General features: G+C 63.4%; 22 protein-coding genes and 1 tRNA gene. 5 read left to right on the top strand and 18 right to left on the bottom strand.

What is annotated here, in order from left to right; translation table 11 throughout:
• Nucleotides 1-59: 59 nt before the first annotated feature.
• Nucleotides 60-512 (bottom strand): transcriptional repressor, encoded by a 453-nt coding sequence (locus CGS25_RS16220; protein ID WP_089032827.1) that lies wholly within the window; start codon nt 510-512, stop codon nt 60-62.
• Nucleotides 513-680: 168 nt separating this feature from the next.
• Nucleotides 681-1880, bottom strand: a complete 1200-nt coding sequence (zigA, locus tag CGS25_RS16215) for a zinc metallochaperone GTPase ZigA (protein ID WP_101676101.1) — start codon at nt 1878-1880, stop codon at nt 681-683.
• Nucleotides 1881-2107: 227 nt separating this feature from the next.
• On the opposite strand from zigA, the gene CGS25_RS16210 reads away from it, so the two are divergent.
• The gene (locus tag CGS25_RS16210; RefSeq protein WP_101676100.1) at nt 2108-2914 is read left to right on the top strand and encodes an SDR family NAD(P)-dependent oxidoreductase; all 807 of its coding nucleotides are present in this window, start codon (nt 2108-2110) and stop codon (nt 2912-2914) included.
• Nucleotides 2915-3395: 481 nt separating this feature from the next.
• Here the strand turns inward: CGS25_RS16210 and CGS25_RS16205 are convergent.
• From CGS25_RS16205 to CGS25_RS16195, 3 genes are all read right to left on the bottom strand, one after another.
• Nucleotides 3396-3480, bottom strand: a tRNA-Leu gene (locus CGS25_RS16205).
• A 52-nt stretch (nt 3481-3532) separates the two neighbouring features.
• Nucleotides 3533-4423, bottom strand: coding sequence for a hypothetical protein (locus CGS25_RS16200; protein ID WP_101676099.1), 891 nt, complete (start codon nt 4421-4423; stop codon nt 3533-3535).
• A 190-nt stretch (nt 4424-4613) separates the two neighbouring features.
• Nucleotides 4614-5201: a superoxide dismutase gene (locus CGS25_RS16195; protein ID WP_089032831.1), complete on the bottom strand. Its 588-nt coding sequence runs from the start codon at nt 5199-5201 to the stop codon at nt 4614-4616.
• Between the two features lie 368 nt (nt 5202-5569).
• Between CGS25_RS16195 and CGS25_RS16190 the strand changes: the two genes are divergently transcribed.
• The 3 genes from CGS25_RS16190 (at nt 5570) to CGS25_RS16180 (ending at nt 10727) form a co-directional block, all read left to right on the top strand.
• Nucleotides 5570-6751: an acetyl-CoA C-acyltransferase gene (locus tag CGS25_RS16190; RefSeq protein WP_089032832.1), complete on the top strand. Its 1182-nt coding sequence runs from the start codon at nt 5570-5572 to the stop codon at nt 6749-6751.
• A 412-nt stretch (nt 6752-7163) separates the two neighbouring features.
• Nucleotides 7164-8969 carry a beta-ketoacyl synthase gene (locus tag CGS25_RS16185; RefSeq protein WP_101676098.1) on the top strand — a complete coding sequence of 602 codons (1806 nt, stop codon included), beginning with the start codon at nt 7164-7166 and terminating at the stop codon, nt 8967-8969.
• A 267-nt stretch (nt 8970-9236) separates the two neighbouring features.
• Nucleotides 9237-10727 (top strand): phospholipase D family protein, encoded by a 1491-nt coding sequence (locus tag CGS25_RS16180; RefSeq protein ID WP_332872163.1) that lies wholly within the window; start codon nt 9237-9239, stop codon nt 10725-10727.
• Between the two features lie 313 nt (nt 10728-11040).
• Here the strand turns inward: CGS25_RS16180 and CGS25_RS16175 are convergent, their stop codons facing one another.
• The 7 genes from CGS25_RS16175 to CGS25_RS16145 form a co-directional block, all read right to left on the bottom strand.
• On the bottom strand, nt 11041-11835 hold the full coding sequence (locus tag CGS25_RS16175; RefSeq protein WP_089032835.1) for an ABC transporter ATP-binding protein: 795 nt from the start codon (nt 11833-11835) through the stop codon (nt 11041-11043).
• A gap of 58 nt (nt 11836-11893) precedes the next feature.
• Nucleotides 11894-12922: an ABC transporter substrate-binding protein gene (locus tag CGS25_RS16170; protein ID WP_101676096.1), complete on the bottom strand. Its 1029-nt coding sequence runs from the start codon at nt 12920-12922 to the stop codon at nt 11894-11896.
• Nucleotides 12923-12947: 25 nt separating this feature from the next.
• Nucleotides 12948-13832 (bottom strand): ABC transporter permease, encoded by an 885-nt coding sequence (locus CGS25_RS16165; protein ID WP_101676095.1) that lies wholly within the window; start codon nt 13830-13832, stop codon nt 12948-12950.
• 88 nt (nt 13833-13920) lie between these two features.
• Nucleotides 13921-14937: a fatty acid desaturase family protein gene (locus CGS25_RS16160; RefSeq protein WP_101676094.1), complete on the bottom strand. Its 1017-nt coding sequence runs from the start codon at nt 14935-14937 to the stop codon at nt 13921-13923.
• A 15-nt stretch (nt 14938-14952) separates the two neighbouring features.
• A complete protein-coding gene (locus CGS25_RS16155; RefSeq protein WP_101676093.1) occupies nt 14953-15819 on the bottom strand; it encodes a sugar phosphate isomerase/epimerase family protein in 867 nt (288 codons plus the stop codon).
• Between the two features lie 183 nt (nt 15820-16002).
• Nucleotides 16003-16302, bottom strand: coding sequence for a hypothetical protein (locus CGS25_RS16150; RefSeq protein WP_101676092.1), 300 nt, complete (start codon nt 16300-16302; stop codon nt 16003-16005).
• Nucleotides 16303-16442: 140 nt separating this feature from the next.
• The gene (locus tag CGS25_RS16145) at nt 16443-16871 is read right to left on the bottom strand and encodes a hypothetical protein (protein WP_101676091.1); all 429 of its coding nucleotides are present in this window, start codon (nt 16869-16871) and stop codon (nt 16443-16445) included.
• Between the two features lie 276 nt (nt 16872-17147).
• On the opposite strand from CGS25_RS16145, the gene CGS25_RS16140 reads away from it, so the two are divergent.
• A complete protein-coding gene (locus tag CGS25_RS16140) occupies nt 17148-17345 on the top strand; it encodes a CsbD family protein (RefSeq protein ID WP_089032842.1) in 198 nt (65 codons plus the stop codon).
• Between the two features lie 152 nt (nt 17346-17497).
• Here the strand turns inward: CGS25_RS16140 and CGS25_RS16135 are convergent, their stop codons facing one another.
• From CGS25_RS16135 to CGS25_RS16110, 6 genes are all read right to left on the bottom strand, one after another.
• Nucleotides 17498-19585 carry a putative bifunctional diguanylate cyclase/phosphodiesterase gene (locus CGS25_RS16135; RefSeq protein WP_198588830.1) on the bottom strand — a complete coding sequence of 696 codons (2088 nt, stop codon included), beginning with the start codon at nt 19583-19585 and terminating at the stop codon, nt 17498-17500.
• A 353-nt stretch (nt 19586-19938) separates the two neighbouring features.
• Complete coding sequence (gene ku, locus CGS25_RS16130) at nt 19939-21006, bottom strand: non-homologous end joining protein Ku (protein WP_101676089.1); 1068 nt, start codon at nt 21004-21006, stop codon at nt 19939-19941.
• Nucleotides 20999-21775 (bottom strand): non-homologous end joining protein Ku, encoded by a 777-nt coding sequence (ku, locus tag CGS25_RS16125; RefSeq protein WP_089032845.1) that lies wholly within the window; start codon nt 21773-21775, stop codon nt 20999-21001. The genes ku (CGS25_RS16130) and ku (CGS25_RS16125) overlap by 8 nt, the downstream gene beginning before the upstream one ends.
• Nucleotides 21775-21978, bottom strand: a complete 204-nt coding sequence (locus tag CGS25_RS16120) for a B-box zinc finger protein (protein WP_089032846.1) — start codon at nt 21976-21978, stop codon at nt 21775-21777. Before CGS25_RS16120 ends, ku (CGS25_RS16125) begins: the two co-directional genes overlap by 1 nt.
• Before the next feature lie 38 nt (nt 21979-22016).
• Nucleotides 22017-24566 carry a DNA ligase D gene (ligD, locus tag CGS25_RS16115; RefSeq protein ID WP_101676088.1) on the bottom strand — a complete coding sequence of 850 codons (2550 nt, stop codon included), beginning with the start codon at nt 24564-24566 and terminating at the stop codon, nt 22017-22019.
• Nucleotides 24567-24849: 283 nt separating this feature from the next.
• Complete coding sequence (locus tag CGS25_RS16110) at nt 24850-26445, bottom strand: isocitrate lyase (protein ID WP_101676087.1); 1596 nt, start codon at nt 26443-26445, stop codon at nt 24850-24852.
• Nucleotides 26446-26588: the final 143 nt, after the last annotated feature.

Here is a 26588-nt window from a genome sequence, read left to right as displayed (position 1 = left end):
AAGCCCCTTCGCGGTCAAGGACCGCTCCCACACCAGAATCCAACTCCGGTTATGGCGCGTTACCGACAGGCACGACAGCGCCCGTGCATTTCCATCGGCTGGGTGCCGGCGGTGAAGCCTTCCTGGCTGAGGCTGCGGTTCAGTGCCTGTTTGAGCGGTGTGTCCATGGTCGCTTCACGCACCGCGCCGCACTGATCGCAGACCAGAAACAGGGTGCGCTCATGGCCGTGGTCGCAGGCCAGATGGCCGCACGCCAGATATCGGTTGGTGGAAGCGAGCCGATGCGCAAGCCCCGCCGAAACCAGAAAATCCAGCGCCCGATAAATGGTCGGCGGCTTGGCGCCGGGCTGGTGCCGGCTCTGCAGTTCGTCGAGCAGGTCATAGGCACTGCGCGGCCCTTCCTGCTCCAACAGCAGGCCCATCACCTGGCGCCGCTGGGGCGTCAGCCTCAGGCCCTGTTCGATGCAGCGCTGGTCCGCGATCTTCAGGCTTTTTTCCAGGTCCTTCGCCATCCACGGCTCCAGTCAGACACCGGCACACCGGCGGGTTACAGGCAATAAAAGCGTACGTTACAGCGTAACGCCCGACTCTCAAAGCCATTATCCGTTGCCTGCCGTGGTTTGTGTAGAGCGGCGAAGAGGGAGCAGTGATAGGGCGCGGCCGGTACAGAGCGCCCGCGCTCAGGCCTGCCAGGCCGGGAACGGGTCTTCCAGGGTTTGCCAATACTCCGCGCCGGCCACCAACTCCTGCTCGTCAAGCAGGCAGGCCCGCAACGCCGCGCGCGCGTGCTCCGGGTCCAGCCCCTGGCCAATAAACACCAGCTCCTGGCGCATATCGCCAAACGGTTCCTGCCATTTCTCCTTGATCAGCGCGCGGGTCTCTTCGTCGTCCGGCCATTGCGACTCCGGCACCGATTTCCAGAACATGCCGGCCAGCCCATGGTGGGCAATGCCGCCCGCCTGGCTCCAACTGCCCGCGAAATGGGGCCGGCTGGCGAGCCAGAAGTAGCCCTTGGAGCGCAGCAGTTTGCCGTGTTGCCACGGTGTGTTCAGAAAATCGAAGAACTTTTTCGGATGAAACGGCCGGCGCGCCGTGAAGGTAAAACTGGAGATGCCATACTCTTCCGTTTCCGGCGTGTGCTCGCCGCGCATCTCCTGCAACCAGCCCGGCGCCTCGCTGGCACGTTCGAAATCAAATCGGCCGGTGTTCAATACCCGCTCCAGCGGCACCTGGCCATGGGCGATCGGCACGATCTCCGCCCGCGGGTTGAGCGCCCGCAACGCCGCCATCAATTCCAGCCGCTGCCCCTGGTCGATCAGATCGGTTTTGCTGACCAGCAGCACATCGCAGAATTCCACCTGATCCACCAGCAAATCGGCGACGTTGCGCTGATCCTCTTCCCCCAGGCTCTCGCCGGCTTCGGCGAGACTGCGCGCCTCGCGGTAGTCGTCCATGAAATTGGCGCCGTCGACCACCGTCACCAGAGTATCCAAGCGCGCCACCGATGACAGGCTCTGGCCGTCCTCATCCTCGAAGGTGAACGTCTCTGCCACTGGCAAGGGTTCCGAAATTCCGGTGGATTCGATCACCAGATAGTCGAAACGCCCCTCCCCGGCCAGGCGCCGCACCTCTTCGAGCAGATCTTCACGCAGCGTGCAGCAGATGCAGCCGTTGCTCATCTCCACCAGCTTTTCCTCGGCGCGGTTGAGGCTCACCTGCTGGTTCACCACGGCGGCGTCGATGTTGATCTCGCTCATGTCGTTCACGATCACCGCCACCCGGCGGTTCTCGCGGTTGTTGAGAATATGGTTGAGCACCGTGGTCTTGCCGGCGCCAAGAAAACCCGAAAGCACCGTGACCGGTAATCGTGTATCGCCCATGACTGAACTCCGAGAAAAACTGAACATAGAGAAAACCAGAACTGTCCGGGTTTATGGAAATGCCGCTCGCGGCTTTCCCGCTGTCTCTTCACCTCCACCGCGTACTCGGTGAGCTCTTTGAATGATACGTTATACTATAACAAATACAAATCAAACGATTCCGTTGATGCGTTTTTTTGCGCGGGACGGCACCATTGCTTTTCGTCCCCCGGCAGGAGAGCCCATCCATGCGTTTCAAGGGAACCACCATCGTGCTCACCGGCGCCTCCAGCGGCATCGGTGAGCAGGCCGCCAAACAACTCGCCGCCCGTGGCGCCCGCCTGTGCCTGATCGCCCGCCGCGAAACCGAACTGGCCCGCGTGCGCCGGGACATCAAAGCCAACGGCGGCCAGGCCTGGATCTACCCCACCGACCTCACCGACGACACCAGCATCGACGCCACCCTGGCCCGCCTGCTCAAAGAGCACGGCCGCCTCGACGCCCTGGTCAACAACGCCGCCCACTCCATCCGCCGTTCCATCCTCGACACCCTGGACCGGCCCCACGACTACGAACGCACCATGCGCCTCAACTACTTCGGCGCCCTGCGTCTGACCATGGGCCTGATCCCGCGCTTTCTCGAACAAGGCAACGGCCACGTGGTTAACGTCTCCACCCTCTCCGCGCAAGTGCCGATTCCCCTGTTCTCCGCCTACCTGGCCAGCAAAGCGGCACTGGACTCCTACTCCCGCTCACTCAACGCCGAACTCGGCCACCGCGGCATCACCGCCAGCGTGGTCTACTTCCCCATGGTGCGCACGCCCATGTCCAACCGCACCCGCCTCTACCGGCACATGAAAATGATGGACGTCGACGCCGCCGCCGGCTGGATCGTCAAAGCCCTGCGCGACCGCCCCGCCCGCGTCGGCAGCCCGCTGGGCACCTTCGGCAGCCTGCTGATGGCCGCCGTCCCCGGCCCCGCGGTGAAGTACAGCCAACCGATCTTCCGGCGCATGGATAAGAAACTGAGAGATAAGCTGTCGAAGGGGAAATGAAGAAACGTGCCGTTGAAGTGGCATCAGACACAAGAAATCAAACCAGTCGCTGGCTGGGCGGAACGCCGCCCGGCCTCTCCTACGGCGGCCCTGTAGAGGGAGGCGTGTTTTTTGTAGGAGAGGCTGGGCGGCACCCCGCCGTGCCAGCGACGATCTTGATGCCGAAGGCGGCCACCATGCCCTCCCAGCTTCGCGCCGCCGGCAAATCGGCTTAGTGCACGTAGACCGCCGCGTCGGGTCGGCCGAAATCGACACGTTGGGTGGGCACTCGCGAACGTTGTTTGGCTTGCTCGGCAGTCATGGGGGTAACCTTTTCTCAGACGAGGAGGGGGCCGAATAACGTCCGGATGGTTCCGCAATCCTGGTGGCAAGGCAAGCCCGGCCGGGCTCGGGTTGGCAAGATCCATGGCAACAAAAAAAAGGCCGGATGCCCCTGTTATCGGGCAATCCGGCCTTTTCTGGAAACATCAGCACTTCAATGTGGTGCGCCAGGAGGGACTTGAACCCCCACACCTTTCGGCACCAGAACCTAAATCTGGCGTGTCTACCAATTCCACCACTGGCGCGCGGCGGCTATTGTAGCAGCCGGCCGCGCAAATGCCAGATGCCCCGGCGCGCTCAGCGCTGCAGCTGGTCGAGGCGGTTGTTGACCTGCAAACGGTACTGGTCGAAGGCTTTGATCGAGTCTTCGATGTTGCTCAGGCGCTGGTCCAGGTTGGCGCTGCTGTTCTGGCCGCTTTGCAGTTTGCCGAGGGCGGCTTTCTGGCTCTGGTTTTGCTGTTCGAGCTGCTTGAGCGAGTCGACCAGCACGTCGACCTGGGTTTGCAGCTGGTTGAGCTGGGTGCGGGTTTGGCTGCCGCTGTCGTTGACGGCTTTGACGGCGCTGTCGACTTGTTTTTTCAAGTCGGCGATCCGCGCGTTGCTGTTGCTGATGGCGCTGTCGTAGCCAGCCACGCTTTTCTTCAGGCTGGCGAGGGCGGCCTGATTATCGCTGGCGGCTTGTTGCTGGGCCTTGAGCGCCTTCTGGTTTTCCTCGATCCAGTCTTTGTTGCGCTTGTTGCTCACGTCCCAGAGTTTGCGGATTTCCTTGCCGTGTTCGTCCAGGGCTTTGCTCTGGCTGGCCAGGGTGTTTTTAAGCTGGCCGGAGGATTGGTTGAAGGATTCGCCGGTTTCCGAGAGCCGCGATTGCAGGTTGCCGAGCTGCTCGGAAGAGGCGCTGATGCGGGTCTCCATCTGCGCTTGCAGGTCGGTGATCTGCGAATAGAAATACAGGCAGGCGCCGGCCAGCAGCACCGCCAGCACCAGGGTGGCGAACACCCAGCCGCCGCTGCCGCCGCTTTTCGGTGCCGGCTGGGGCGGCGGGCGACGGCCTCCACCCCCTCCCGCGCCGGCGCCATTGCCAGCACGGCCTGCCGGCGGCGGGGTCGGGCGGGAAGCGCGGGGACGGGCGGGTTCGTCCACGTTCAGGTCGTCAATGTCACCAAGTTTGACGTCTTTCTCGCGGGTCATGGCGGAATCCTGTGCGGTTCGAAGGGTGTAAAACAGTGATCTTACCCATAGTCGCACCGGTTTGCCCGGTCGGGTGTCACTGTGCGGGCTTGGTGGGGGCTTTCGCGGTTTAAGTTCCCGGGGAACGGCGGTGGGCGGTAATGAAACCGGGGCCGCTGGCGCGGCCCCGGCGGATAGCGGAGTATTCCGCTCAGCCGGCGAAGTTCTTCGCGGCGAATTCCCAGTTGATCAGGTTCCAGACGGAATCCAGATACTTGGGACGGGCGTTGCGGTAGTCGATGTAATAGGCGTGTTCCCAAACGTCCACGGTGAACAGCGGCACCTGGCCCTTGCCGTGGGCAATCGGGGTGTCGGCGTCGTCGGTGTTGACGATTTCCAGGCTGCCGTCGGAGTTTTTCACCAGCCAGGTCCAGCCGGAACCGAAATTGCCGGCGCCTTTGGCGTTGAATTCTTCCTTGAACTTGTCGAAGGAGCCAAAGGTTTTGGTGATCGCTTCGCCCAGCTCGCCGGACGGCTCACCGCCGCCGTTGGGGCTCAGGCTGTTCCAGTAAAAGGTGTGGTTCCAGACCTGGGCCGCCTGATTGAACAAGCCACCTTTGGCTTTCTGGATGATCTCTTCCAGAGAGCGGTTTTCGTCGTCGGTGCCCTTGATCATGTCATTGAGCTTGGTGACGTAGGCGTTGTGGTGTTTGCCGTGGTGGTATTCGAGGGTTTCCTTGGAAATGTGCGGTTCCAGTGCGTCTTTCTCGAACGGAAGTGGCGGAAGTTCGAAAGCCATAGTCAATTCCCCTGACGGTTGTGAAGTGCTGTTCGGATAACCCGGATCTGTTGCCAGCGGGCTCATAACCGGTGGTCGACGCGGTGCGCGCTCGACACCTCTGCTCGCGCAGCTCGGTTACGTTACCGTGGCCCGGAGGCATCATAGCAAGCGACTCCGGGGCGAACCACATAGAGTGGCGCTATGAGAATGATTGCCTTTCACCGGATCATCCATTGATCTGCACAGTTGCATTTGGGGACGCTCGCCGCCAACTCAAGTACAATTACCGCGTTTTTACATCGCCGCGTCGGCCGTTAAAGCGGCTTCGGCGCCGTGTGTCGCCCAGAGTGGGAGGCGCATAAAGAATCGATTTTCAGGAGTTCATCATGGCCCAGGACAACGTTGTCATCGTGAATGGTGCCCGCACCGCCATGGGCGGCTTTCAAGGTTCCCTGGCGGCGCTGAGCGCGCCCAGGCTGGGTGCCGCCAGCATCCGCGAAGCGGTCGCCCGCGCCGGCCTCAACGCCGCCGACATCGAAGACGTGATCATGGGCTGCGTACTGCCCGCCGGGCTCGGCCAGGGCCCGGCCCGCCAGGCCATGCGTCTGGCCGGCCTGCCCGACGGCACCGGCGCCACCACCATCAACAAACTGTGCGGCTCGGGCATGCGCGCCACCATGTTTGGCCACGACATGATCAAAGCCGGCAGCCACGACATCGTGGTCAGCGGCGGCATGGAATCGATGAGCAACGCGCCCTACGTGCTGGAAAAGGCCCGCGCCGGCTATCGCATGGGCCACGGCAAAGTGCTGGATCACATGTTCCTGGACGGCCTGGAAGACGCCGAAACCGGTCGCCTGATGGGCTCGTTCGCCCAGGACGTGGCCGACCAGCGCGGCATCACCCGCGAGCAGATGGACGATTTCGCCATCGAATCCCTGAAGCGCGCCCACGCAGCCATCGGCAATGGCTGGTTCGCCGATGAGATCGTGCCGGTGACGGTGCAGACCCGCAAAGGCGAAACCGTGGTCGACACCGACGAGCAGCCCGGCAACGCCAACATCGATAAGATTCCCAATCTCAAACCGGCGTTCAAGAAAGACGGCACCGTCACCGCCGCCAACGCCAGTTCGATTTCCGATGGCGCCTCGGCGCTGGTGCTGGCCCGCGAATCGGTGGCCGAACAGCGCGGCCTGCAACCACTGGCGCGCATTCTTGGCCACGCCACCAACAGCCGCCACCCCAGCGAATTCACCGTGGCCCCGATCGGCGCCACCGAGAAGCTACTGAAGAAAGTGGGCTGGAGCGTCGACGACGTGGACCTGTTCGAGATCAACGAAGCATTCGCCATGGTGGCAATGATGCCGATGATCGATCTCGGCATTCCCCATGAGAAACTCAACATCCACGGCGGCGCCTGCGCCCTCGGCCACCCGATCGGCTCCACCGGCTCGCGCATCATCCTCACCCTGATCCACGCCCTCAAACGCACCGGCGGCCAACGCGGCGTCGCCAGCCTGTGCATCGGCGGCGGCGAAGCCACGGCGGTGGCGGTGGAGTTGGTTTAGTAGCGGCAAGCGGCAAGCGGCAAGCTACAGGCAGGCCGTGCTGGGGGGGCAGGACGCCCGTTGAAAGTTAAAGGTTAAAAGTTAAAACGCGGGCGGGGTCCACCAGGCGGTAAGGCCGTGCCCGCGCTTCAGGGAGTTCAAACCCGCGTTGATCTTCAACGGCCGTAGGCCGCGGGAAAGCCCGTCGGCGACGACCTTTTAACTTTTAACCTTTAACTTTCAACGGGCCATCGACCAGCACGGCCTTTCCGCCAGCACGGCCTGCCTGTAGCTTAAAGCTTGAAGCCTGTAGCTTGAAACCGACCGGCCCCACCGGCCGTAATATCCCGTTGCACATCAACCTCGCTGACCGATACGCAAAGCGGCGTCGCGGGCCTAGAATTGACCGTTCAGTCATCCTCTGGGGAGTTTTATGTCCGCCCTGCCCGTCATTACCGCCATGGGCGGCATCAACGCCGCCGGCCGCTCTTCCATGCATCACGGGTTCCATCGCCTGGTGTTCGACGCGCTCGATCAGGGCCGGCGGCGCAGCACGCTTGATGCCCTGGGCGCGTTGAGTGGTCATGGCGACGAGCAGCGCCTGCTGGATGGCACCTTGATCCGCGCGCTGCCCGAATCGGTGCGGCTGACCATGGCGGTGAATGGCCACAGCGACGCGCCGGTGACGGTGGAAATGCGCAACATGGACCTGCCCGAGCCGCTGCCCGCCGGTTGGCGGGTGGAGCCGATCAGCCGCCAGCGCAGCCGCGTGACCTTGCCCGCCGGCGCCGATCTGCGCGCGCCGAGCGCCATTGAGCGGCGCGTCAGCGCCGCCGGCCAGCTTCCCGACGGCTTCGACCCGGCCGCCCTGTATCCGTCCCGCAACCACCCGCGCGCGCTGCAAATGGCGATCTACGGCGTCAGCGATGCGTTCGGCATGCTTGGTATTCCCTGGGACAGCCTGCGCGGCCGGCTGGCGCCGGACCAGGTGGCGGTGTTCGCCTCCAACGCCATGGCGCAACTGGACGACAACGGCCTGGGCGGCATGATGCGCGCGCCGGCCCTGGGCGCGCGCACCACCTCCAAACAGTGCCCCTTGGGGCTTGGCGAGATGACCGCCGATTTCATCAACGCCTATGTGCTGCGCAGCCCCGGCGGCACCGGCGGCATGCTCGGCGCCTGCGCGACGTTCCTGTATAACCTGGAACGCGCGGTGCACGCGATCCGCGCCGGGCGTGCCCGGCTGGTGGTGGTCGGCACCAGCGAAGCACCGCTGGTGGCCGAGGTGCTGGAAGGCTATCGCGCCATGGGCGCGCTCGCCGAAGACGAAGCATTGGCGGCGCTGGACGGCGTCAGCCAACCGGATCTGCGCCGCGCCTGCCGGCCGTTTGGCGAGAACTGCGGCTTCACCATGGCCGAATCCGCCCAGTTCTGCGTGCTGATGGACGACGCCCTGGCCCTGGAGCTGGGCGCGGACATCCTCGGCGCGGTGCCGGACGTCTTCGTGCACGCCGACGGCGCCAAGAAATCGATTTCCTCGCCAGGCATTGGCAATTACCTGACCCTCGGACGCGGCGCCAATCTGGTTCGCCAACTGCTCGGCGAAGACGCCCTGCGTCAGCGCAGCTTCGTGCACGCCCACGGCACCGGCACGCCGCAGAACCGGGTCACCGAATCCCACGTGCTCAATCAGGTCGCCAAAGCGTTCGCCATTGAGCAGTGGCCGGTGGCGGCGATCAAGGCGTTTGTCGGCCATTCGCTGGGCTCCGCCGGCGGCGACCAGCTCGCCGCCACCCTGGGCACCTTCGCCGAGGGCCTGCTGCCCGGCATCGCCACCGTCGACGCCTTCGCCGACGATCTGCACGCCAGCCATTTATCGCTGTCGCAACACCACCGCGAATTGCGCCCCGCCGCCGGCCTGCTCAACTCCAAGGGCTTTGGCGGCAACAACGCCACCGCCGTGACGCTGTCGCCGGAGTCCACCCTGGAGCTGCTGCGCCGCCGCCACGGCGACGCCACTCTGACCCGCTGGCAGCACGCCGTGGAAAGCACCCGCGAGGCCGCCCGCGATTACGACCAGCGCGCCCTGCGCGGCGAAACCCGCCCGGAATACCACTTCAACGAAGGCGTGATCGACGGCGAAGACGTGGCCCTCACCGACCGCGACATCCGCCTGCCTGGCTGGGACCAGCCGTTGGTGTTTCGGGATGATCCAGGGTTTGATGATTATCGGGGGTAGGGAAAGAAGCGGGGGGATGGCGGTTAAAAGTTGAAAGTTAAAAGTTAAAAGTTGAAACGCGGGCGGGGTCCACCAGGCGGCAAGGCCGTGCCCGCGCTTCAGGGAGTTCAAACCCACGTTGATCTTCAACGGCCGTAGGCCGTGGGAAGGCGTTTCGGCTACGACCTTTTAACTTTTAACTTTTAACTTTTAACTTTTAACTTTTCACTTTCAACCGCCGCCCTGCTGTTTTTTCCTGGTCTCCACGGCGCGCTGGGAAATGCTAGAGTGACGTTTTCCCGACACCGTGATGCCATGAACCGCCATCCTGTTCGCCTTCTGATCCTGCTGCTGTTGTGCGCCTGGGCGCTGACCGCGCTGTACCACCGCTATAAGCCGCTGCCCGACGACGTCGGCCGGGCCTGGCCAGTGCGCGCCGCGGAGCGTGTCGCGCTGCTGGTGGACGACACCTGGGTGAACCAGGCCGACGCCACCCAGGCAACACCCGAGCGGCATTTCCAGCAGGGCATCTTCGATGAATTCTTCCGTCTGATCGGCCAGGCCCGCCAGCGGGTGCTGGTGGACATGTTCCTGTTCAACGACATGGCCGGCGCCAGCACCCGCGTGCACCGGCCGCTCAGCGCGCAACTCACCGAGGCGCTGATCCATGCCAAACGCGCCCATCCGGCAATGCCGGTGACGCTGATCACCGATTCGTTCAACACCTTTTACGGCGGCCTTGAGGCGCCCCACCTGCAGCGCCTGCGCGAGGCCGGCGTGCAGGTGGTGTTCACCGACCTGCCCCGCCTGCGCGATTCCAACCCGGGCTGGTCGGGCCTGTGGCGGCTGTGCTGCCAGTGGCTGGGCAACAGCACCGAGGGCGGCTGGCTGCCCAACGCCACCGGCCCCGGCAAGGTGACCCTGCGCAGTTATCTGGCGCTGATCAACTTCAAGGCCAATCACCGCAAAACCCTGGTAGTGGACGAGGGCGACCACTGGACCGCCCTGGTCACCTCCGCCAATGCCCACGACGCCAGCAGCGCCCACGGCAATGTGGCGCTGCGCTTCAGTGGCGCGGCGGCGCTGGACGTGCTGCGCTCGGAGCTGTCGGTGGCGCGCTTTTCCGGCGCCGATCCGGTGCCCGCGCCGGCCTTGACCACAGCGGCCGCGCCGACCGTCGGGCCGACCCTGCAGGTGCTCACCGAAGGCGCCATCCGCGACGCTCTACTGCGCACGGTGCGCGAAGCCCGCGCCGGGGAAACCCTTCAGGTGAGCGTGTTTTATCTTTCCCACCGGCCCTTGATCAAAGCATTGGTCAAGGCGCAGCGGCGCGGCGTCGCCCTGCGCGTGCTGCTCGACCCCAACAAGGACGCCTTCGGCCGCGAGAAGAACGGCATCCCCAATCGCCAGGCGGCGCTGGAGTTGCACGACGCCGGCGTGCCGGTGCGCTGGTGCGCCACCCACGGCGAACAGTGCCACACTAAGATGTTGCTGCGCTTGCCAGCCCCCGGCGACCGGGCACGCCCGGCGACGCTGATTCTCGGCTCCGCCAACTACACCCGCCGCAACCTGGACAACCTCAATCTGGAGACCAGCGTGGCCCTCACCGGCCGCCCCGATCTGCCCGCCCTGCGCGCCGCCCGCGAGACCTTCGAACAGCGCTGGAGCAACCCGGACGGCAAACAGTTCAGCCTCGCCTACACCGCCTACGCCGACGACTCCACCCTGCGCTACGGGCTCTACCGGCTGATGGAATTCACCGGCTGGTCCACGTTTTAGCGGCCCATCCTCGCCTTCGGCTCGGTTCGCGGTCGGGGACCGCTCCCACAGCGGCTCCGTAGCGGGCCGAAACAAGGAGCAGGTTGAAGGGAACAGCCGGGCTGGCACCGGGGTTCGCTTCTGATGTGGGAGCGGTCCTCGACCGCGAATCGGCTTTGCCAGGCCCATCCTCGCCTTCGGCTCGGTTCGCGGTCGGGGACCGCTCCCACAGCGGCTCTGTAGCGCGGCCACAACAGGGAACAACAGGCCCGCGCGGGTTGAATTCTGGGGTGGGGCGGCGTGTTGCGTGCCGCATGCAAGCGCGCCCTAAGCCCTAAGCCGCGCGCCGCCCCTCTTCGCTCATCAAGCGCCGGATGTGCAGATCCAGGCGCCGGTACTCGGGGTGATCGAGCAGCGCTTCGCGGTCGCCGGCGGGCACCTCGTGCTTGAAACCCGGGCGGATCACCTCGCGCAGACGGCCCGGGTGGCTGGACAGAAAAAACACCACGTCGCCCAGATAAAGGGCTTCCTCGATGTCGTGGGAAACCAGCAACACGGTGGTGTGCTCCTTGCGCACGATACCCAGCAGCAGTTCCTGCATTTGCCAGCGGGTTTCCGGGTCGAGCGCGCCGAACGGCTCGTCCATCAGCAACAACTCAGGGTGGTTGGCCAGGGTGCGCGCGATCGCCACCCGCTGGCGCATGCCGCCGGAGAGCTCGTGGGGGTAGGCGTTGGCCACGTCTTGCAGACGCACGGCGCGGATAAAGTGGTCCACCACGCCCTCTTTCAGGCTGCTGGCGTCACCGTTGATGGTGAGCCCGTAGGCCACGTTCTGGCGCACCGTCAGCCACGGGAACGAGGTGTAGCTTTGGAACACCATGCCCCGGTCCCGGCCGGGGCCGGTAATGGCGCGACCGTTGAGCGACAGGGCGCCGCTGGTGGGCGCCTCCAGCCCGGCGACCATGCGCAGCAGGGTGGATTTGCCACAGCCGGAAGGGCCCAGCAGCACGCCCACCTGGCCCGGCGGCAAGTGCAGCGACACGCCCTCCAGGGCCACCCGTGGCTGGCGGCTGCCGGCGCGGAAAATCTTGCCCGCCTTGTGCACGTTCAGTCCGCTGTTGGTTTTCATCGCCGTCTCCTCGAATCCGGCCGGCCAGCACGGCGCACACCGCCATGGCCGGCGCCGTTTATTGCGCCAGCACCGCTTTCAAGGGCGCCAGGTTAACGCCGTCTTCGATCGGGTGACGCTGCTCGATCAGGCCAAACTTGAGCCACCAGTCGGTGGTGGTTTGCCAGTGCTTCGCCATCTGACCGTTGCTTTGGCCCAATGGCAGTTCGCCGGGCACCACGCCCATGAAGCGGCCCGCCTGCTGGGCGTCGAACACCCAGATGCCACCTTTGTAAATCTTGCCGTCCTTGCCGAGCACTTTTTCCACATCGGCCAAGGGGAAGCCCAGCGCCTTGGCGATGATCTGGTTGCCTTCGGCGGGGTGCGCTTTCCAGTAATCCACGGCTTTGAAATAGGCCTGCATGGTTTTCTCGGCAAGCGCCGGCTGGTCATTCAGGAAGGCGTCGCTCATGTACATGCCATCGCCCAGCAGCGCGGTTTCGATCCAGTCCCCTTGCGCGGAGGTGGCGGCCACGGTGGCGCCGGGCAGCGCTTCCAGCGCGTGCGAGCCAAACGGTTCCCAGAATTCGGCGGCTTGCACATCACCGCCGACCAGCGCGCCGACCGCGTCGTCCATGATCAGGTTGGTGAACTTCACGTCCTTGATGCTGACGCCGTTCTGCTCCAGCCAGATGCCCATGAAGATCTGCGTCAGGCCGCCTTCGAGCACCGCCACGGATTTGCCTTTCAGGTCCTGGGCGCCTTTCACCCCCGGCGCCAGGATGATTTTATCGGTGCCGTAGGAGGGGTTGGTGTAGGTGACCAGTTTCACCGGCACGTTCTTGTCGGCGGCGATCGGGCCGTATTCGGCGGTGCTGGATGTCACGTCCAGCCCGCCGGAGGTCATCAGGGAAAAGCTTTCGTAAGGGTCCTCGATCACGCTGATTTCCAGATCGAGATCCGGCACCAGGTTTTTCTCTTTGGCGATAAACCAGAAGCCGTAACCCGGCCAGGAGAACAGCGACACCCGGGCGGTGTCGGCGGCGTGGGCACTCAAGGTGGCCAGGCACAGCCCGGCACTGAGTAACAAGGTGGTGATCAGGCGCATGACGAACACTCCGTTATGGAAAAAATCAGCGATGGTTCTCGGGCCGCAGATAGGGAAACCACCAGCGGTACAGCAACCGGAACAGGGCATCGAAAGCGAGCCCCAACAAACCAATGGTGACGATGCCGGCCATGATGTCGTCCACGTGCACGAAGCGCTTGGCGCGCATCATCATGGCGCCGATGCCGTCGGTGGCGGCGACGATCTCGGCGATCACCAGGTAGGTCCAGCTCACCGCCAGCATCTGCCGGCAGGTGTCCAGATAGCCGGGCAGTGAATGGCGAAACACCACCGTCCAGAGCACCGAACGGCGTCCGCCGCCCAGGGTTTTGGCGGTTTCAATGAACGACGCCGGCACCTGCCGGGTGTCATCGGCAAGCATGATCGCCAGAAAAAACACCACGCCGATCAGCAACAGCGCGATCTTGTGGCTGTCGCCGGTGCCCAGCCACATCAACAGCAGTGGAATGAACGCCGGCGCCGGCAGGTAGCGGAACGCACCCAGCAGCGGATTGAGCAGGGCGTCGATGCGCGCGAAGGCGCCCATCAGCAACCCCAACGGAAGCGCCAACGCCACCGCCAGCCCAAAACTCACGGCGATGCGCCGCACGCTGGCGAGCACATCGCCGAGAAACTGCTGTTCGGCGAACAGAGTGTGCAGCGCGGTCAGCACCTGCCCGGGGCCGGGGAACAGCCGCGCCGGCGCCAGGCCCGCCTGGGCGGCCAGATACCAGCCGGCCAGGAACAACAGCCACCCGCACGCCCCCAGCCACAGCCGGCGGCGCCAATCCAGGCTTTGTCCGAAATCCAGCCAGCGGCGGCGCAGTGACACGGCCACCGGCGCTTCGCCCACGCCGACCTGGGCGCCCCGGGCGCTGTGGGTCAAGCGATCTTGCAGTGAGACGGTCATAGCGGACTCCTTACTCACGCGGTTTACCCCTGCTTCCTTTTGCCATTGCAACTCTCTGGCCAATCTTCCGGCCAACAGCGCCGGCGGCTCAGAAGGCGGTCAGAAAACTCAAGCCATACACCGGCACCGCGCTGCCTTCGCGCATCGCCTGCGGCGCCGGCACCTGGCCGTAGGTCTCGGCGTGAATGCCGGCGAGACGGTGACGGTGATAGCTGCGCAGTTGCTGGTGCAAAGGCAAAGCACGTTCGAAGTGGTCGCCATACAGCTCACGGTGCAGCGCCGGCAGCTTGTACCAGGGCGTGGTGGGCCGGGTGTGATGGGCGTTGTGGTAGCAGAAATTCAGAATCAACAGGTTGAACACCGGCCAGCGCCGGGACACCGGATTGGTGTAGGTGTTGTTCTCTTCGTACTCGCGGTCGCCCTTATGGGGCAGACCCGCGTCGCTGTCATTGAGAATGGCGATGATGTCGTAGTTGTGCTGAAAGGCATCAAAAAAGCGCAGCACGGTGAGCATCAAGGCGTAGGCCAGCCAGTACAGCAGCACCGCCTTGAGGCTCCACAACGCCAGCGCGGCCAGCACCGCGAAGCGCGTGATCAACACCCAGGCACCGCGGCGGCGCTGGGCTTTATCGGCGTAGCCAATGAACGGGGCCACCATCAGCACGCCGTGCATCATGTAGTCCACCGCCGGCACATAGGCCCACTCCAGGGTGAACACCAGCTTTTCGGTGCGCGGATGGGCCTTCAGCCAGGCGCGATAATCGAAGGCGATGGTGTCGGCGTTGTCCACGTGGTGGCGCATGTGCTTGTAACGCAGGTCTTCATAGGTGCCATAACAACCGCCAGCGACCCAGTTCAGTGCCGCTCCCAGGCGGGCGTTGTCGGACGCCTTCTTGAACAGCGCGTTATGCGCGCAGTCATGAATCAGATAAGCGGCGATCACCATGCCATGGCCACAGGCCAGCACGCCCAGCGCCGGCAGCGCCCAGCCTGGCTGGGCCATCAGCAGCCAGCCGCCCACATAGGTGACCAGAATGTAGGCCAGCACCGCCAGGTTCGGCCACAGACCATCGGCGTGTCGCAGAGTGTTGCGCGAGCGTTGCATTGACGACTCCTTGCTTCAGGCAACCTGACCGGCGGCCTTTTGGGCCGCCTGCCAGTGCTGGAAATGATCGTATTCGTGGTCGCCGATCCAGCGGTTCAGAGCCCACAGATCGGCCACCGGCGCGTTGGTGAAAGGCAGCGTATGCAGGTAGCCATCCGGACCAAACTCCGGAGTCAGGGTGGTGCCGGTCAGGCCGCGGCGCCGCTGCGACGCCCACACCGCCTCCCAGCAGCGCTGATGGCTGGCCAGGGCGGCGGCGTATTCCGGGGCGCCCGGGTGGGGCACCTGCGGCCCCTGGTCGTAGCCGACCCGGCCATGCACGTGCAGCGCCTGCTCGGCGACCCGCTCCACGCAATCCCACTCGCTGTCGGGCAGCCGCTCGCAGACCACCGCCCAGTGGCTGAAATCGCAGGTCACCGGCAATTCCGGGATGCGCTCAAGCACCGCCGCCGTGTTCCAGGGAGTAAAGAAGCTGCGCCCTCGGTGGGTTTCAAAACTGGCGGTGACGCCCACGCTCAGGGCGATGTCCTGCGCTTCCGTGAAAAAGCGCACGCTCTGTTCCAGGGGCCAGGCATCGCAGCCGCCCATCACGTTGGCGAAGCGCGCGCCCACGGCACGGCCGGCTTCCAACTGGGCACGGAAATCCGCCAGGTGCTCCTGCACGCTGGCGTCGCGGCGGGGCACGTAACTGCCCGCCGTGCAGATTTCTTGAATCCACTGCAAGTGATGCTGATCCAGCGCTTTTTCCAACGCCTCGCGAAGCGCCGGCTGCGTGGGCAGCGGCGCTTCCAGGCCATCAAAACCGGCCTGGCGCGCCAAGGCCGCCGCCTCATCGGCGCTGCCGGTATGCCCCCACAGGGTTTTAAAACGCTCTAACAGCATGGTTATGCCCTCTCGCCGAAACAGGTTCCTGATAAGAGAGCAACCAGCGTGCCAACCTTAAATAGTCACAAATGCATGCAAATTTGCATCATATAAGGCGAAAAGACGGCGCATTCGGAGGACGGGCGCGCACCAGAATGGAGGGGCTGCACCAGAAAGGGGCGGGAAGAGAGTGTTCAGTGTTCAGTGTTCAGTGTTCAGTGTTCGATGGTGGCGGGCGGCGAGGGTGGCGGCGACGGCGCCGTTGATGACCCAGGCCAGGGCGATCAAGGTCAGCAATGCGGGGGTGCGTTGGGGCTCGGGGAGCAGATCGCCCTTCGGTACGGCGGCCAGGAACAGCAGCGTTTCGATCAGCGCCAACAACAACGGGGCGGCCAGGGTCGCCGGCCAATGCAGGCGCACGCCAACCCACAGCAACAAGGCGCACCCGGCGGACAGCCCCAGCCAGATCACGATCACACCGCCCACGATCACCGCCGCCATACCCCTACCCTCATTTCTGTTCGCAATAGTGTCGGTTCGGAACCACCCAGGCAGCGCCACCAAGCCACGCACCCGCCATGCTAGCGCCATGATAGCGCCATGATAGAAAGTCCGCGCCGGTCAGGCCAGCCACAAGCGGCTTAATGCACGCGGGTCTCGCCGGCGGCGGTCAGTGTCATCCGTACTGGCTCTCCCGGGCTGTGCACCACCAGTCGCAGCTCGTTGCGGTCCACCGCCAGCACATCGGCTTGGTAACGGATGCCCTGCTCCACCAGAATCAGCTGGCCGTCCTGCAGTTGCCATTGGCCCAGCGCCGGCTCGCTGTAACTGGAGGTGATCACCAGGGTGCCATCCTCGAGGAAGACATAGAGCGTGCCGGTGGTGACCGCGTTGGAGGCGCGCACCGTCCACACCCGGTTGATCAGCGCCTCCAACCGATGGCTGGGCGAGTCGGGCGCCGCTGTGTGGACCGCGCCGCGCGCGGGTTTATCCGGCGCCGACGAGCACGCCGTCAGGCCAAGAGCGATAACGGCGAACAGGCTATAAGTAATGGCACGGTTCCCTGTCATTTTTTTGTCCTTTAATGCATTGATTGAACGGCGAGAGCGATTTTAACCAAGGTTATCAGAACAGTTTTCAGTTTTCAGTTTTCAGTTTTCAGTTTTCAGTTACCGAACATTGAAAACAGAAAACGGTCTCTTTTTTGTAAACTTGATTAAATCTGCTAAATCTTGCTTCGCCTTCACCCACACCCGCATTTAAAGGTCTAGTATTGGGTTCACGAGCTCGCCGAGTTCGTTTCGATACGGTTTTAACCTATCGCCTTATTTCACATGGAGGTTCCAATGAACACTGATCAGTTGAAAGGCAATTGGAAGCAGTTCAAGGGCGAGATCCGCAAGAAATGGGGCAAGCTCACCGATGACGATGTCGAACAAATTGGCGGCCACAAAGACAAGCTGGTGGGTAAAATCCAGGAACGCCATGGCATCGCCAAGGAACAGGCTGAAAAAGAAGTCGATGAGATGTTCAAGGATAAATAATCAAGGCAACAGTCGTAGCCGCTTTCAGCGGCTATGACTGCAAGCTTCAAGCCGCAGGCTACAACTTTCGCTTTTTGTGGCTTGCGGCTTGAAGCTTGCAGCTCCTATTAACGAGCACCACGCCCAACCCGGCACGGCCCACCTTCATTGTTCTATCCCCGCCTCCCCTGCCCATCCAGCGCTTTGACCAGCTCCGCCCAGGGCATCGGTTTGCCGAACAGGTAGCCCTGCCCTTCCTGGCAGCCCCATTGCTTGAGCGTGCTCGCCTGGCTGGGGTGCTCAATGCCTTCGGCGGTGAGCTGAAAGCCGAAGGTGGCGGCCAGTTGTACCATGGCGCTCACCACGGCGTTGTCCTGGGTGGAGCCGGGGATGCCGTCGATGAAGCTTTTGTCCACTTTAAGCCGGGTCAGCGGGAAATCCTTGAGCATGCTCAGCGAGGCGTAGCCGGTGCCGAAGTCGTCGAAGGCCAGTTCACAGCCCTGTTCACGCAACGCCTGCAACGAAGCTCGCAGGCTGTGGTCGTTGTTGATGATCACCCGTTCGGTGATCTCGATCTCCAGCCAACGCGCCGGCAGGGCGTGACGCTCCAGCTCCCGCGCCACGGTTTTTTCCACGCCGCCGGCCTTGAACTGGGCGGAAAACAGATTCACCGCCAACCGTAGCGGGCGCCCCTGCGCATGCAACCGGGCGCCCGCCTCACAGGCTTGCGCCACCACCCAGTCACCGACGATGCGCGCCATCGGGCTGCGTTTCAGCAATGGCAGGAACAGGTTCGGCGTCAGCAGGCCCCGCTCGGGATGATTCCAGCGCAGCAGCGCCTCGGCGCCGACGATGCGGCCGCTATCCAGGCTGACCTGGGGCTGATAATAAAGCTCGAATTCTTCACCCAGGGCGGCGCGGCGCAACTCCGCGCTCATGTCCTGGCGCAGCCGCAACGCTTCGCGCAGGGCCGGTCGGTAGATGCGGCTGGCGCTGTAGCCGGTCGCTTTGGCGTCCGCCAGGGCGAGGTGAGCGTCGTCGATCAGAGCCCGCGCGTCGGCGCCCGGGCCGGGTGCCACCGCCGCGCCCACATGGCCGCTCAGTGCCACCGGCCGATCGGACACCATAAAGGTCTCCAGCAATGCCGCGTGGATGCTCTCCGCCAGGGTCAGCACCGCGCCACGGGAATGCTGGCCGGGCACCAGGGCGATGAATTCTTCGCCGGTAAGGCGGGCCAGCAGGGTGGCGTCCGGCAGCGCCTGGGAAAGCCGGTGGGCGGTCAGTTGCAGTAACCGGTTGCTGGCCTCCTGCCCCAGGGTGTTGCGCGCTTCCTGAAAGCCATCCAGCTCCAGCAGCAGGCAAGCGCCGCCACCGCCCTGATCAAACAGAGCCTGAGCCTGCTCGGTGAACAGTTTGCGGTTGCGCAGGCCAGTCAGTGAGTCGTAATGGGCTTCGTAGTAAAGCTGAACCTGCTCTTCCTGCTCTTCGCTGATGTCCCGGAACACACCAACGACGCGCACCGGCCGCCCCTGGTCATTAAAGATCAGACGCGCCGAACAGCCGATCAGGGCGAGCCGCTCCTGGTCATGACGGTGCGCGCGAAACTGCAGCTCGAAGTGACCGGTCACCGCCCCCGCCAGCGCCGCGCGCAGCACCTGGCGCACCCCGTAGCGATCCTCCGGGTGAACGAAATGCCAGAACTGCCGGGGGTTCGCTTCCCGGCTCGGATACAGGCCGGTCATGCGGGCGATCACCTCGGAAGCCCAGAAGGTGTCGCTCTCCAGATCGTGGTCCCAGATGCCCAGGTCGTTGACGTCCAGCGCCACCTTGAGGCGCTCCTCATTGACCACCGAGGCGTTCACCGCCTGGAATTTGTCATGCACATCGGCGACCGTGCCGATCCACTCGCGGATCACGCCACGCGTGTCGGTCAGGGGCGTGCCGCGCCCCTGGCACCAGCGGTAATCCCCCTGCGGCTGGCGAACCCGGTAAAAGGCTTCAAAGGGCGTGCCACGGCGAAACGCCTGACGCCATTGCGAGCGCACCGGTGCTTGATCGTCCGGATGCAAACAGCGAATCCAGCGTTCTCCGTCGTCGGGGTCGCTCTCGTCACCCAGAAAGCGCTGCCACTCACAATCCCCCAACGGCCGCCCATTGGGGGCGGCCCGCCAGACCATCAGCGAATTGATTTCCGCGATGGCGCGGAAGCGCTCCTCGGCCAGCGACTCCTCGACCCCCGTTGTGCGGGGTGTGTCCGTCATATCCATCCCAAGGCAGCTTCGTTATAAGACTTCATGGTGTAAATACACCTGTTCCCGGTGCTGTCCATGCCTTCTGGCGTGCTTTTCCCTGGCACCGGCTTTTATACACTATTGACCCGCGACCGGGCACCCGGGCAATCACCATGGCGTCGCTCAGGCGCTAACAACCCTTCGCTGACCACTGGCGAATTCCTGGCAACGACTCACAAACCATTAACAACCTACTGGCAAAAACGGGGCCAACAATGGCGCTGGCGCGCCTTGTTCTCACCCACGCATAAGGTCTTATCGGCCAGCCGAGGACGCACTTTAAAGAGGTCTTGATTGAGGGCATGCGGGTGAAGAAGGCAATCTCAGGCAGCGGCGGCTTCGAGGGCGCTGATCAACTGGGCTTTCGTCATTCGGCTACGCCCTTCGATGTGTTGCCGCTTGGCCCGTTGATAGAGCTCGTTTTTGGACAGCGCCCCTAAGTCACCGTCCGAGTCGGATCTTTTTTTGCCGCGTCCGGAGGCCGAGGACGCCGGCAAGCCTTCCTTGAGACCGCGCTTCAATACCGCCATCAGATCCACCGGCTCCTGGGTCGGCGCCGCGGTCCGTGACTTTTCGCTCGCGGCGACGGCGATCAGATCACGGCCGGCCTTGCGCTTTTTCCGTGCCTGCTCGAGCACGCGCCGGGCATGACGATCACTTAATTGCCGCGCATCGAGCTTCGCTTTGCGCAACGGCTTCATGGCGCTCAAGAAGCGCTTCACCACCGGCGACGCCGGCGCGCTTGGCGCCGCCAGACCCACATCCCCGGGGCTGCGCAGCTCCTCATCGAATCTCAGCGTTTCCACGCGCAAAATGCCATTGTGGCTGAGAATCGCCACCAGGTGCTCCTTGCCGCGCAGGACAAAGGTCGCGATCCCGGCACGGGCACTGTCCTGCATGGCGCGAGCCAGCATGCGGTAGGCTTTGATACCGCCTTTTTCCGGCGTCAAAAAATAGGCGCGTTCGAATCGCATGGGGTCGACTTGCTCCAACGGGACGAACCGCTGCAAACTGATTTCCTGGGATTTGTCCGGCGCCAATTGCTCCAGCTCGCGATCCGTGATCACCACATAACGGTCGTCACCCACCGGATAACCTCTTACCAGATCGTCGCTGCCCAATTCGATGTCTTCCTTGGAGCAGTAATAGCGCCGCGCCAGCCGCGCCCCGTCACGATCCACCCAGCGCAGTGACAGCGCTTTGCCCCGATTGGCCGGAAACAATCCCACCGGTACGCTGACCAGAGCAAAACTCAAGGTGCCGGACCAGAACGGCCTTGCTTGCCCGTGTTGATGGTGCGTGTCGGCCGTTTTTTTTGAGCGGCGCGGGTGTTTCTTCCCGGCCCTGGCTTTTGCCTTGGCGGGCCGGCGCGCGGTACCTGCATCAGCCATTTTTGCTCTCCCGCGCCAGGCTTGCTTGCAGCGCCTTGGACAAATCAGAGGAGCCCCTGCGACGCCGCGCCCGGGTTTTTTTCACGCGCCCGCCACGCTGCTTGGTGGCGACCAGATCCAACACCCTCTGGCGATATTCATCGTGATACTGGTCAGGCTGGAAGTCGCCTTCCATCATCTCGATAAGCCGGCAGGCCATATCCAGCTCTTTGTTGTCCAGCTGGCTGCCCTGGGGGGCACTGAGTTCATCGATCGGTATTACCTCTTCCCTGGCGCGCAACGTCATCAGAAGCGGCTGTCCCTGATGAAGGCGCAGCGCACCCAAATACGCCTTGCCGCGCATCACCCAACTCGCCAGCCCTTCCCGATGGTCCTGATCAAGAGCGGCGGTCAACGCGTTAAGCGCTTCTTCATCACCGTCGGGGCCGAGATAATAGGGGCGGTCATACCAGCGGTGGTCGATGGCGCCCAACGGCAAAAAAGCGAGCAGGTCGACATCACGGCCGTCCTTGGGTTGCAGCGCCTCCAGCTCTTCGTTATCAAACATCACCAGGCTGCCATCCTCGAATGGATAGGCGCTCAAAACCTGCTCCCGGGGCACCGTGCCGCCGGTCTCGGCGTTGACCAAACGCTGGCGCACCGGCGCTTTATCCTTGCGGTGCAACAGGCGGAAATGCACCGACCGGTCGCTGACCGCCGAGTAAAGTTTGACCGGCACCGTCTGCTTACCAATGATCAGCACCCCTTTCCAGATCGCCCGCGCCGCCATCAGCCGCGCTCCACTGCGTCATCGCATCGCGGGCAAATCACGTCACCGGAAACGCGCAGGTAACGCACGCACACCGGACAAACCGGTGCATCGCATCGCAGGCAAAAATAGCCGGCCTCATAGCGGTAATGACCTTCGCAAGAGGGGCACTGCTCGCTGCCGGGCTCCAGCCACCAGGGGGCTTCGTGTTGGTGTTCGTTCATTACTCCTCCGCGGGTCACGCCATGCCGCGCCCTCACATTCAGCGGCCTGATAGCTGGCGCTTCATCGCCACCGTCAGACGCTGGTGCGTTCGCTCCAGCTCCGCCCAGGGATCACGCCTTAACGCCGCCAGACGACGGCTCAGGTTGTCCACCGAGTAGCGATCCGGCGCCATCGCTTCGCTCAGCTCATCCCAGCGCAACGGCACCGCCACCGGCGCGCCCGGACGGGCGCGCACCGAGTAAGAGGCAATCGCCGTGGCGCCACGGCTGTTACGCAGGTAATCGAGAAAGATCTTTCCACGGCGTCGGGCTTTCGACATGTTGGTGGTCAATAATGCCGGCGCGCTGCGCGCGTGTTGCTCACACACCGCTCGCGCGAAGGCTTTTACCTCTTCCCAATCAGCATGGCGACGCAAGGGCACCACCAAATGCACGCCCTTGCCGCCCGTGGTGCGAACGAAACTCACCAAACCGAGGTCTTCCAGGCGCCGTCCCAACGCATGCGCCTGCTCCACGGTGGCATGCCAGGGTACGTCTTCGGCGGGGTCCAGATCGAACACCATAAGGTCGGGCTGCTCCACCCGATCCACACGGCAACCCCAAGGGTGCAGTTCCATAACGCCGGCCTGGACCAGCGCCACCAGATCCGCCAGCTCCTTAACGTACACATACTCGGCGGGGCCGCCGCTCTCCTCGATCTCCACACGGGGCAGCCGGTCTGGCAACGGCCGGCTCGGGTGCTTTTGGAAAAAACATTCGCTGGCCAGGCCTTCCGGGCAACGCAATAACGAAAGCGGCCGGTTTACCAGGCCCGGCAGCACCCACGACGCGATGCTCTCGTAGAAGCGGGCCAGCTCAATCTTGGTGAGTCCCTGCCGTGGGTACAGCACCCGATCCGGATGAGTAATGCGCACGCCGGCCACCAGCGCCTCATGCCGCCGTGGCGCTGCCGCGCCGGCGAGCGCTTCGACGCCCTGGCGGCGTTTCTTACCCTGGCGCGCCGGCCCCTGATGCGGCGGGCCGCCGCGCTCGGGGTTGTCCCAAACAATGCCCCGGGCATCCCGGTCCTCACGCAGCCCCCGAAACGCCGGGTGGCGCAGCACGCCGTCGCGGGTGCGTTCGGTGTACTCGACTTCGACCACCAGTTGCGGGGTCACCCAGTGCGCGCCTTTGCTGTCCGGTGGCCGTTTGTCGAACGGGCACTGTTCGACTTCGGTGGCGCCTAATCGTTTGTGGATGTCTTTCAATTGGCGGCGATTGAAACCGGTACCGACCCGGCCCGCGTAACCGAAATGCCCATGCTTGTCGTAGGCACCCAGCAGCAATGAGCCGAATCCCTCGCGGCTGCCGCCCGGGTCGGTAAAGCCGCCCACCACGAACTCTTCATATTGAACGCACTTCACTTTCAGCCATTGCTTGCTGCGTCGCTGCTGGTAATCGCCGCGAGCGTGTTTGGCGATCAGCCCTTCCAGGCCCATTTCACAAATTCGCTTCATCAGCGCCGGGCCCTGATCGCTGAGATGGTCGGTGTAGCGCACCCGGCCATGCTCGGTCACACCGGCTCCGTCGAGAAGCTGCTCGAGCGCCCGTTTGCGCTCAATGTTGGGCACCGCGCACAGGTCCTGCCCACCCAGCACCGGCAAATCAAACACCTGGTAGATCAACGCATCGGTGTCGCCACGGCTGAGTGCTTCCTGCAGGTGCCGAAAGCTGCTGATGCCGTCCGGCAGCAGCGCCACTACTTCGCCATCCAGCACCGCCTGATCGATGGGCAGCGCCGCCAGGGCTTTGCTTAACTCGGGAAAGCGATCACTCCAGTCTTTGCCGTTGCGGGTAATCAAACGTACCTGGCCTTGATCCAGGTGAGCCAGCAGGCGATAGCCGTCAAACTTGATCTCATAGAACCAGTCGCCTTCCGGCAGCGTATCGGACAACGTCGCCAATTGCGGGCTCAATGTTTTCCCTCGAAAGCGACGGGCGCCTTTTAAATCAGCGTCCGGCTGGCGATGGTCGCGGCCTTGCCAGACACGATCCGGGTCGGCGCCAATCTGCTTCATGGTTCTGCCGCTGAGCACGCTGCGATCGTGCGGGCGTGGCTCGGGCTGGTCATCGTCCCGTTTGATCAACAGCCAGTTTCGGCCGTCCTTGCCGCCGGCGCGCCCTTTCATGCGGGTCAGTGTCCAGGCACCGCGCAGCTTCTCGCCGTCCAGCCAGAGGTCTATGCGATCCTGGTCGTTTTTGCCGCCGCCTTTATCGGTGCGGTGCCATTGGCCGCGATCCCAGAGCATCACGGTACCGCCGCCGTACTCCTCGCGGGGAATAATGCCTTCGAAATCGCCGTACTCCAGAGGGTGATCCTCAACCTGCACGGCAAGATGCTTCTCTCCCGTCTTCAGGCTGGCGCCTTTAGGCAAAGCCCAACTGCGCAAAGCGCCATCCAGTTCCAAACGCAAATCAAAGTGATCGTGGCTGGCGGCGTGTTTGTGCATCACATAGCGATGGCCACCGGCGGAGCCCGTCTCTTCACCGGCAGGCTCAGGCGTGCGCTCGAAATTCCGTTTATCACGATAGGACTTCAGGTTGTCCATCAACCACCTCCGTGGTTATCGCAGGGCCGTGCAACAGGGATAGCCCTCCCCGGCCGGCAAAACAACCAATGGCGATGTAAAAGAGCGTATAAGCGCACCGTCTGATCCGACGGCCACACAACGTAACGGCGGCCGTGACTCGCCCACGGCGACCCGCGTTGGCGGCGACGCCCCTGCAAGCCGGTTTCCCGCCAAACCGCGATGAACCAAAAAAAAGCGGGCCCCGAGGGGCCCGCCTTTTCTGTACGGCGACCGTAGCCGCCGTGGCAACACTGGAACCGTATTAGAACTGGTTCATGGTGTTGTCGCCGCCACCGGCTTTCAGGGCGGCGTCACCGGCGAAGAACTCTTTGTGGTCATCACCGATGTTGGAACCGGCCATGTCCTGGTGCTTCACGGTGGCGATCCCTTGACGGATCTCCTTGCGCTGAACGCCCGCGACGTAAGCCAGCATGCCTTCGTCACCGAAGTAACCCTTGGCCAGGCTGTCGGTGGACAGGGCCGCGGTGTGGTAGGTCGGCAGGGTGATCAGGTGGTGGAAGATACCCGCTTCGCGAGCCGCGTCGGCCTGGAAGTTCTGGGTCCACTGATCGGCCAGCTGGCCCAGCTCGGTGTCGTCGTACTTGGCGTCCATCAGGCCGGCGCGGTCGTAGGCGGACACGTCCTTGCCTTCCTTCTCCCAGGCGTCGAACACCTGCTGACGGAAGTTCAGGGTCCAGTTGAAGGACGGGCTGTTGTTGTAAACCAGCTTGGCGTCCGGCACCGTTTCGCGGATGCGGTTAACCATTTCCGCGATCTGGCCAACGTGGGGCTTCTCGGTTTCGATCCACAGCAGGTCGGCGCCGTTTTGCAGGCTGGTGATGCAGTCCAGAACCACGCGGTCGATGCCGGAGCCTTTCTTGAACTCGAACAGGCCGGAAGCGAGACGCTTGGGCTTGAGCAGCTTGCCGTTCTGCTTGATGACAACGTCGCCGTTGTTGATGTCTTCGGCGTTAGCGATCACGTCGCCGTCGAGGAAGCTGTTGTACTGGTCGCCCAGGTCGCCCGGCTCATTGGTCACGGCAATCTTCTGGGTCAGGCCGGCGCCCAGGGAGTCGGTACGGGCAACGATCACGCCATCGTCAACGCCCAGCTCCAGGAACGCGTAGCGAACCGCGTTGATCTTGGCCAGGAAGTCGGCGTGGGGAACGGTCACTTTACCGTCCTGGTGGCCACACTGCTTCTCGTCGGACACCTGGTTCTCGATCTGGATGCAGCAGGCACCGGCCAGGATCATTTTCTTGGCCAGCAGGTAGGTGGCTTCTTCGTTACCGAAACCGGCATCGATGTCCGCGATGATCGGCACGATGTGGGTTTCGTGGTTCTCGATTTTGTCGAGCAGCTCTTTCGCCTTGGCGCTGTCGCCCTTGGCGTTGGCTTCTTCCAGGTCACGGAACAGGTGGTTCAGTTCCCAGGCATCGGCTTGCTTGAGGAAGGTGTACAGCTCTTCGATCAGTGCCGGCACCGAGGTTTTCTCGTGCATGGACTGATCGGGCAGCGGGCCGAACTCCGAGCGCAGAGCGGCAACCATCCAGCCGGACAGGTACAGGTAGCTCTTCTTGGTGGTGCCGAAGTGCTTCTTGACGGAGATCATTTTCTGCTGGCCGATAAAGCCGTGCCAGCAGCCCAGGGACTGGGTGTACTTGGACGAATCGGCGTCGTACTCGGCCATGTCCTGACGCATGATCTTGGCGGTGTACTTGGCGATATCCAGACCGGTGTGGAAACGGTTCTGGGCGCGCATGCGGGCCGCGTGCTCGGGGGTGATGCTGTCCCACTTGCCGCCCTGTGCCTGGCGGAGAGCCTTAACGGCTTCAACGTCTTTAGAGAACTGTGACATGGTCATTCCTTTCGGTATGAATTGGACACCGAAGCTGTCTGCGAACCCGGACATCCGGCCCGGCCCGCATCCAACTACCGATGGCGCGCATTCTAGGTGCGGCCATTTCATAAAAACAATCAATATGGGTGATAACCGGTATT

Origin of the sequence: Alloalcanivorax mobilis (assembly GCF_002864685.1) — a bacterium.
GTDB lineage: Bacteria > Pseudomonadota > Gammaproteobacteria > Pseudomonadales > Alcanivoracaceae > Alloalcanivorax > Alloalcanivorax mobilis.
Note: the sequence above shows the minus strand (reverse complement) of the source record. Positions and strands in the feature narration are given on the sequence as shown.

Excerpts from the sequence above, each read along its gene's own strand:
- CGS25_RS16170 (WP_101676096.1), bottom strand. The coding sequence starts at position 12,922 with ATGCGCCTGATCACCACCTTGTTACTCAGTGCCGGGCTGTGCCTGGCC.
- CGS25_RS16165 (WP_101676095.1), bottom strand. The coding sequence starts at position 13,832 with ATGACCGTCTCACTGCAAGATCGCTTGACCCACAGCGCCCGGGGCGCC.
- zigA (WP_101676101.1), bottom strand. The coding sequence starts at position 1,880 with ATGGGCGATACACGATTACCGGTCACGGTGCTTTCGGGTTTTCTTGGC.
- CGS25_RS16140 (WP_089032842.1), top strand. The coding sequence starts at position 17,148 with ATGAACACTGATCAGTTGAAAGGCAATTGGAAGCAGTTCAAGGGCGAG.
- CGS25_RS16135 (WP_198588830.1), bottom strand. The coding sequence starts at position 19,585 with ATGACGGACACACCCCGCACAACGGGGGTCGAGGAGTCGCTGGCCGAG.
- CGS25_RS16145 (WP_101676091.1), bottom strand. The coding sequence starts at position 16,871 with ATGACAGGGAACCGTGCCATTACTTATAGCCTGTTCGCCGTTATCGCT.
- ligD (WP_101676088.1), bottom strand. The coding sequence starts at position 24,566 with ATGGACAACCTGAAGTCCTATCGTGATAAACGGAATTTCGAGCGCACG.
- CGS25_RS16160 (WP_101676094.1), bottom strand. The coding sequence starts at position 14,937 with ATGCAACGCTCGCGCAACACTCTGCGACACGCCGATGGTCTGTGGCCG.
- CGS25_RS16120 (WP_089032846.1), bottom strand. The coding sequence starts at position 21,978 with ATGAACGAACACCAACACGAAGCCCCCTGGTGGCTGGAGCCCGGCAGC.
- CGS25_RS16220 (WP_089032827.1), bottom strand. The coding sequence starts at position 512 with ATGGCGAAGGACCTGGAAAAAAGCCTGAAGATCGCGGACCAGCGCTGC.
- CGS25_RS16110 (WP_101676087.1), bottom strand. The coding sequence starts at position 26,445 with ATGTCACAGTTCTCTAAAGACGTTGAAGCCGTTAAGGCTCTCCGCCAG.
- CGS25_RS16210 (WP_101676100.1), top strand. The coding sequence starts at position 2,108 with ATGCGTTTCAAGGGAACCACCATCGTGCTCACCGGCGCCTCCAGCGGC.
- CGS25_RS16195 (WP_089032831.1), bottom strand. The coding sequence starts at position 5,201 with ATGGCTTTCGAACTTCCGCCACTTCCGTTCGAGAAAGACGCACTGGAA.
- CGS25_RS16185 (WP_101676098.1), top strand. The coding sequence starts at position 7,164 with ATGTCCGCCCTGCCCGTCATTACCGCCATGGGCGGCATCAACGCCGCC.
- CGS25_RS16155 (WP_101676093.1), bottom strand. The coding sequence starts at position 15,819 with ATGCTGTTAGAGCGTTTTAAAACCCTGTGGGGGCATACCGGCAGCGCC.
- CGS25_RS16150 (WP_101676092.1), bottom strand. The coding sequence starts at position 16,302 with ATGGCGGCGGTGATCGTGGGCGGTGTGATCGTGATCTGGCTGGGGCTG.
- CGS25_RS16200 (WP_101676099.1), bottom strand. The coding sequence starts at position 4,423 with ATGACCCGCGAGAAAGACGTCAAACTTGGTGACATTGACGACCTGAAC.
- ku (WP_089032845.1), bottom strand. The coding sequence starts at position 21,775 with ATGGCGGCGCGGGCGATCTGGAAAGGGGTGCTGATCATTGGTAAGCAG.
- CGS25_RS16175 (WP_089032835.1), bottom strand. The coding sequence starts at position 11,835 with ATGAAAACCAACAGCGGACTGAACGTGCACAAGGCGGGCAAGATTTTC.
- ku (WP_101676089.1), bottom strand. The coding sequence starts at position 21,006 with ATGGCTGATGCAGGTACCGCGCGCCGGCCCGCCAAGGCAAAAGCCAGG.
- CGS25_RS16190 (WP_089032832.1), top strand. The coding sequence starts at position 5,570 with ATGGCCCAGGACAACGTTGTCATCGTGAATGGTGCCCGCACCGCCATG.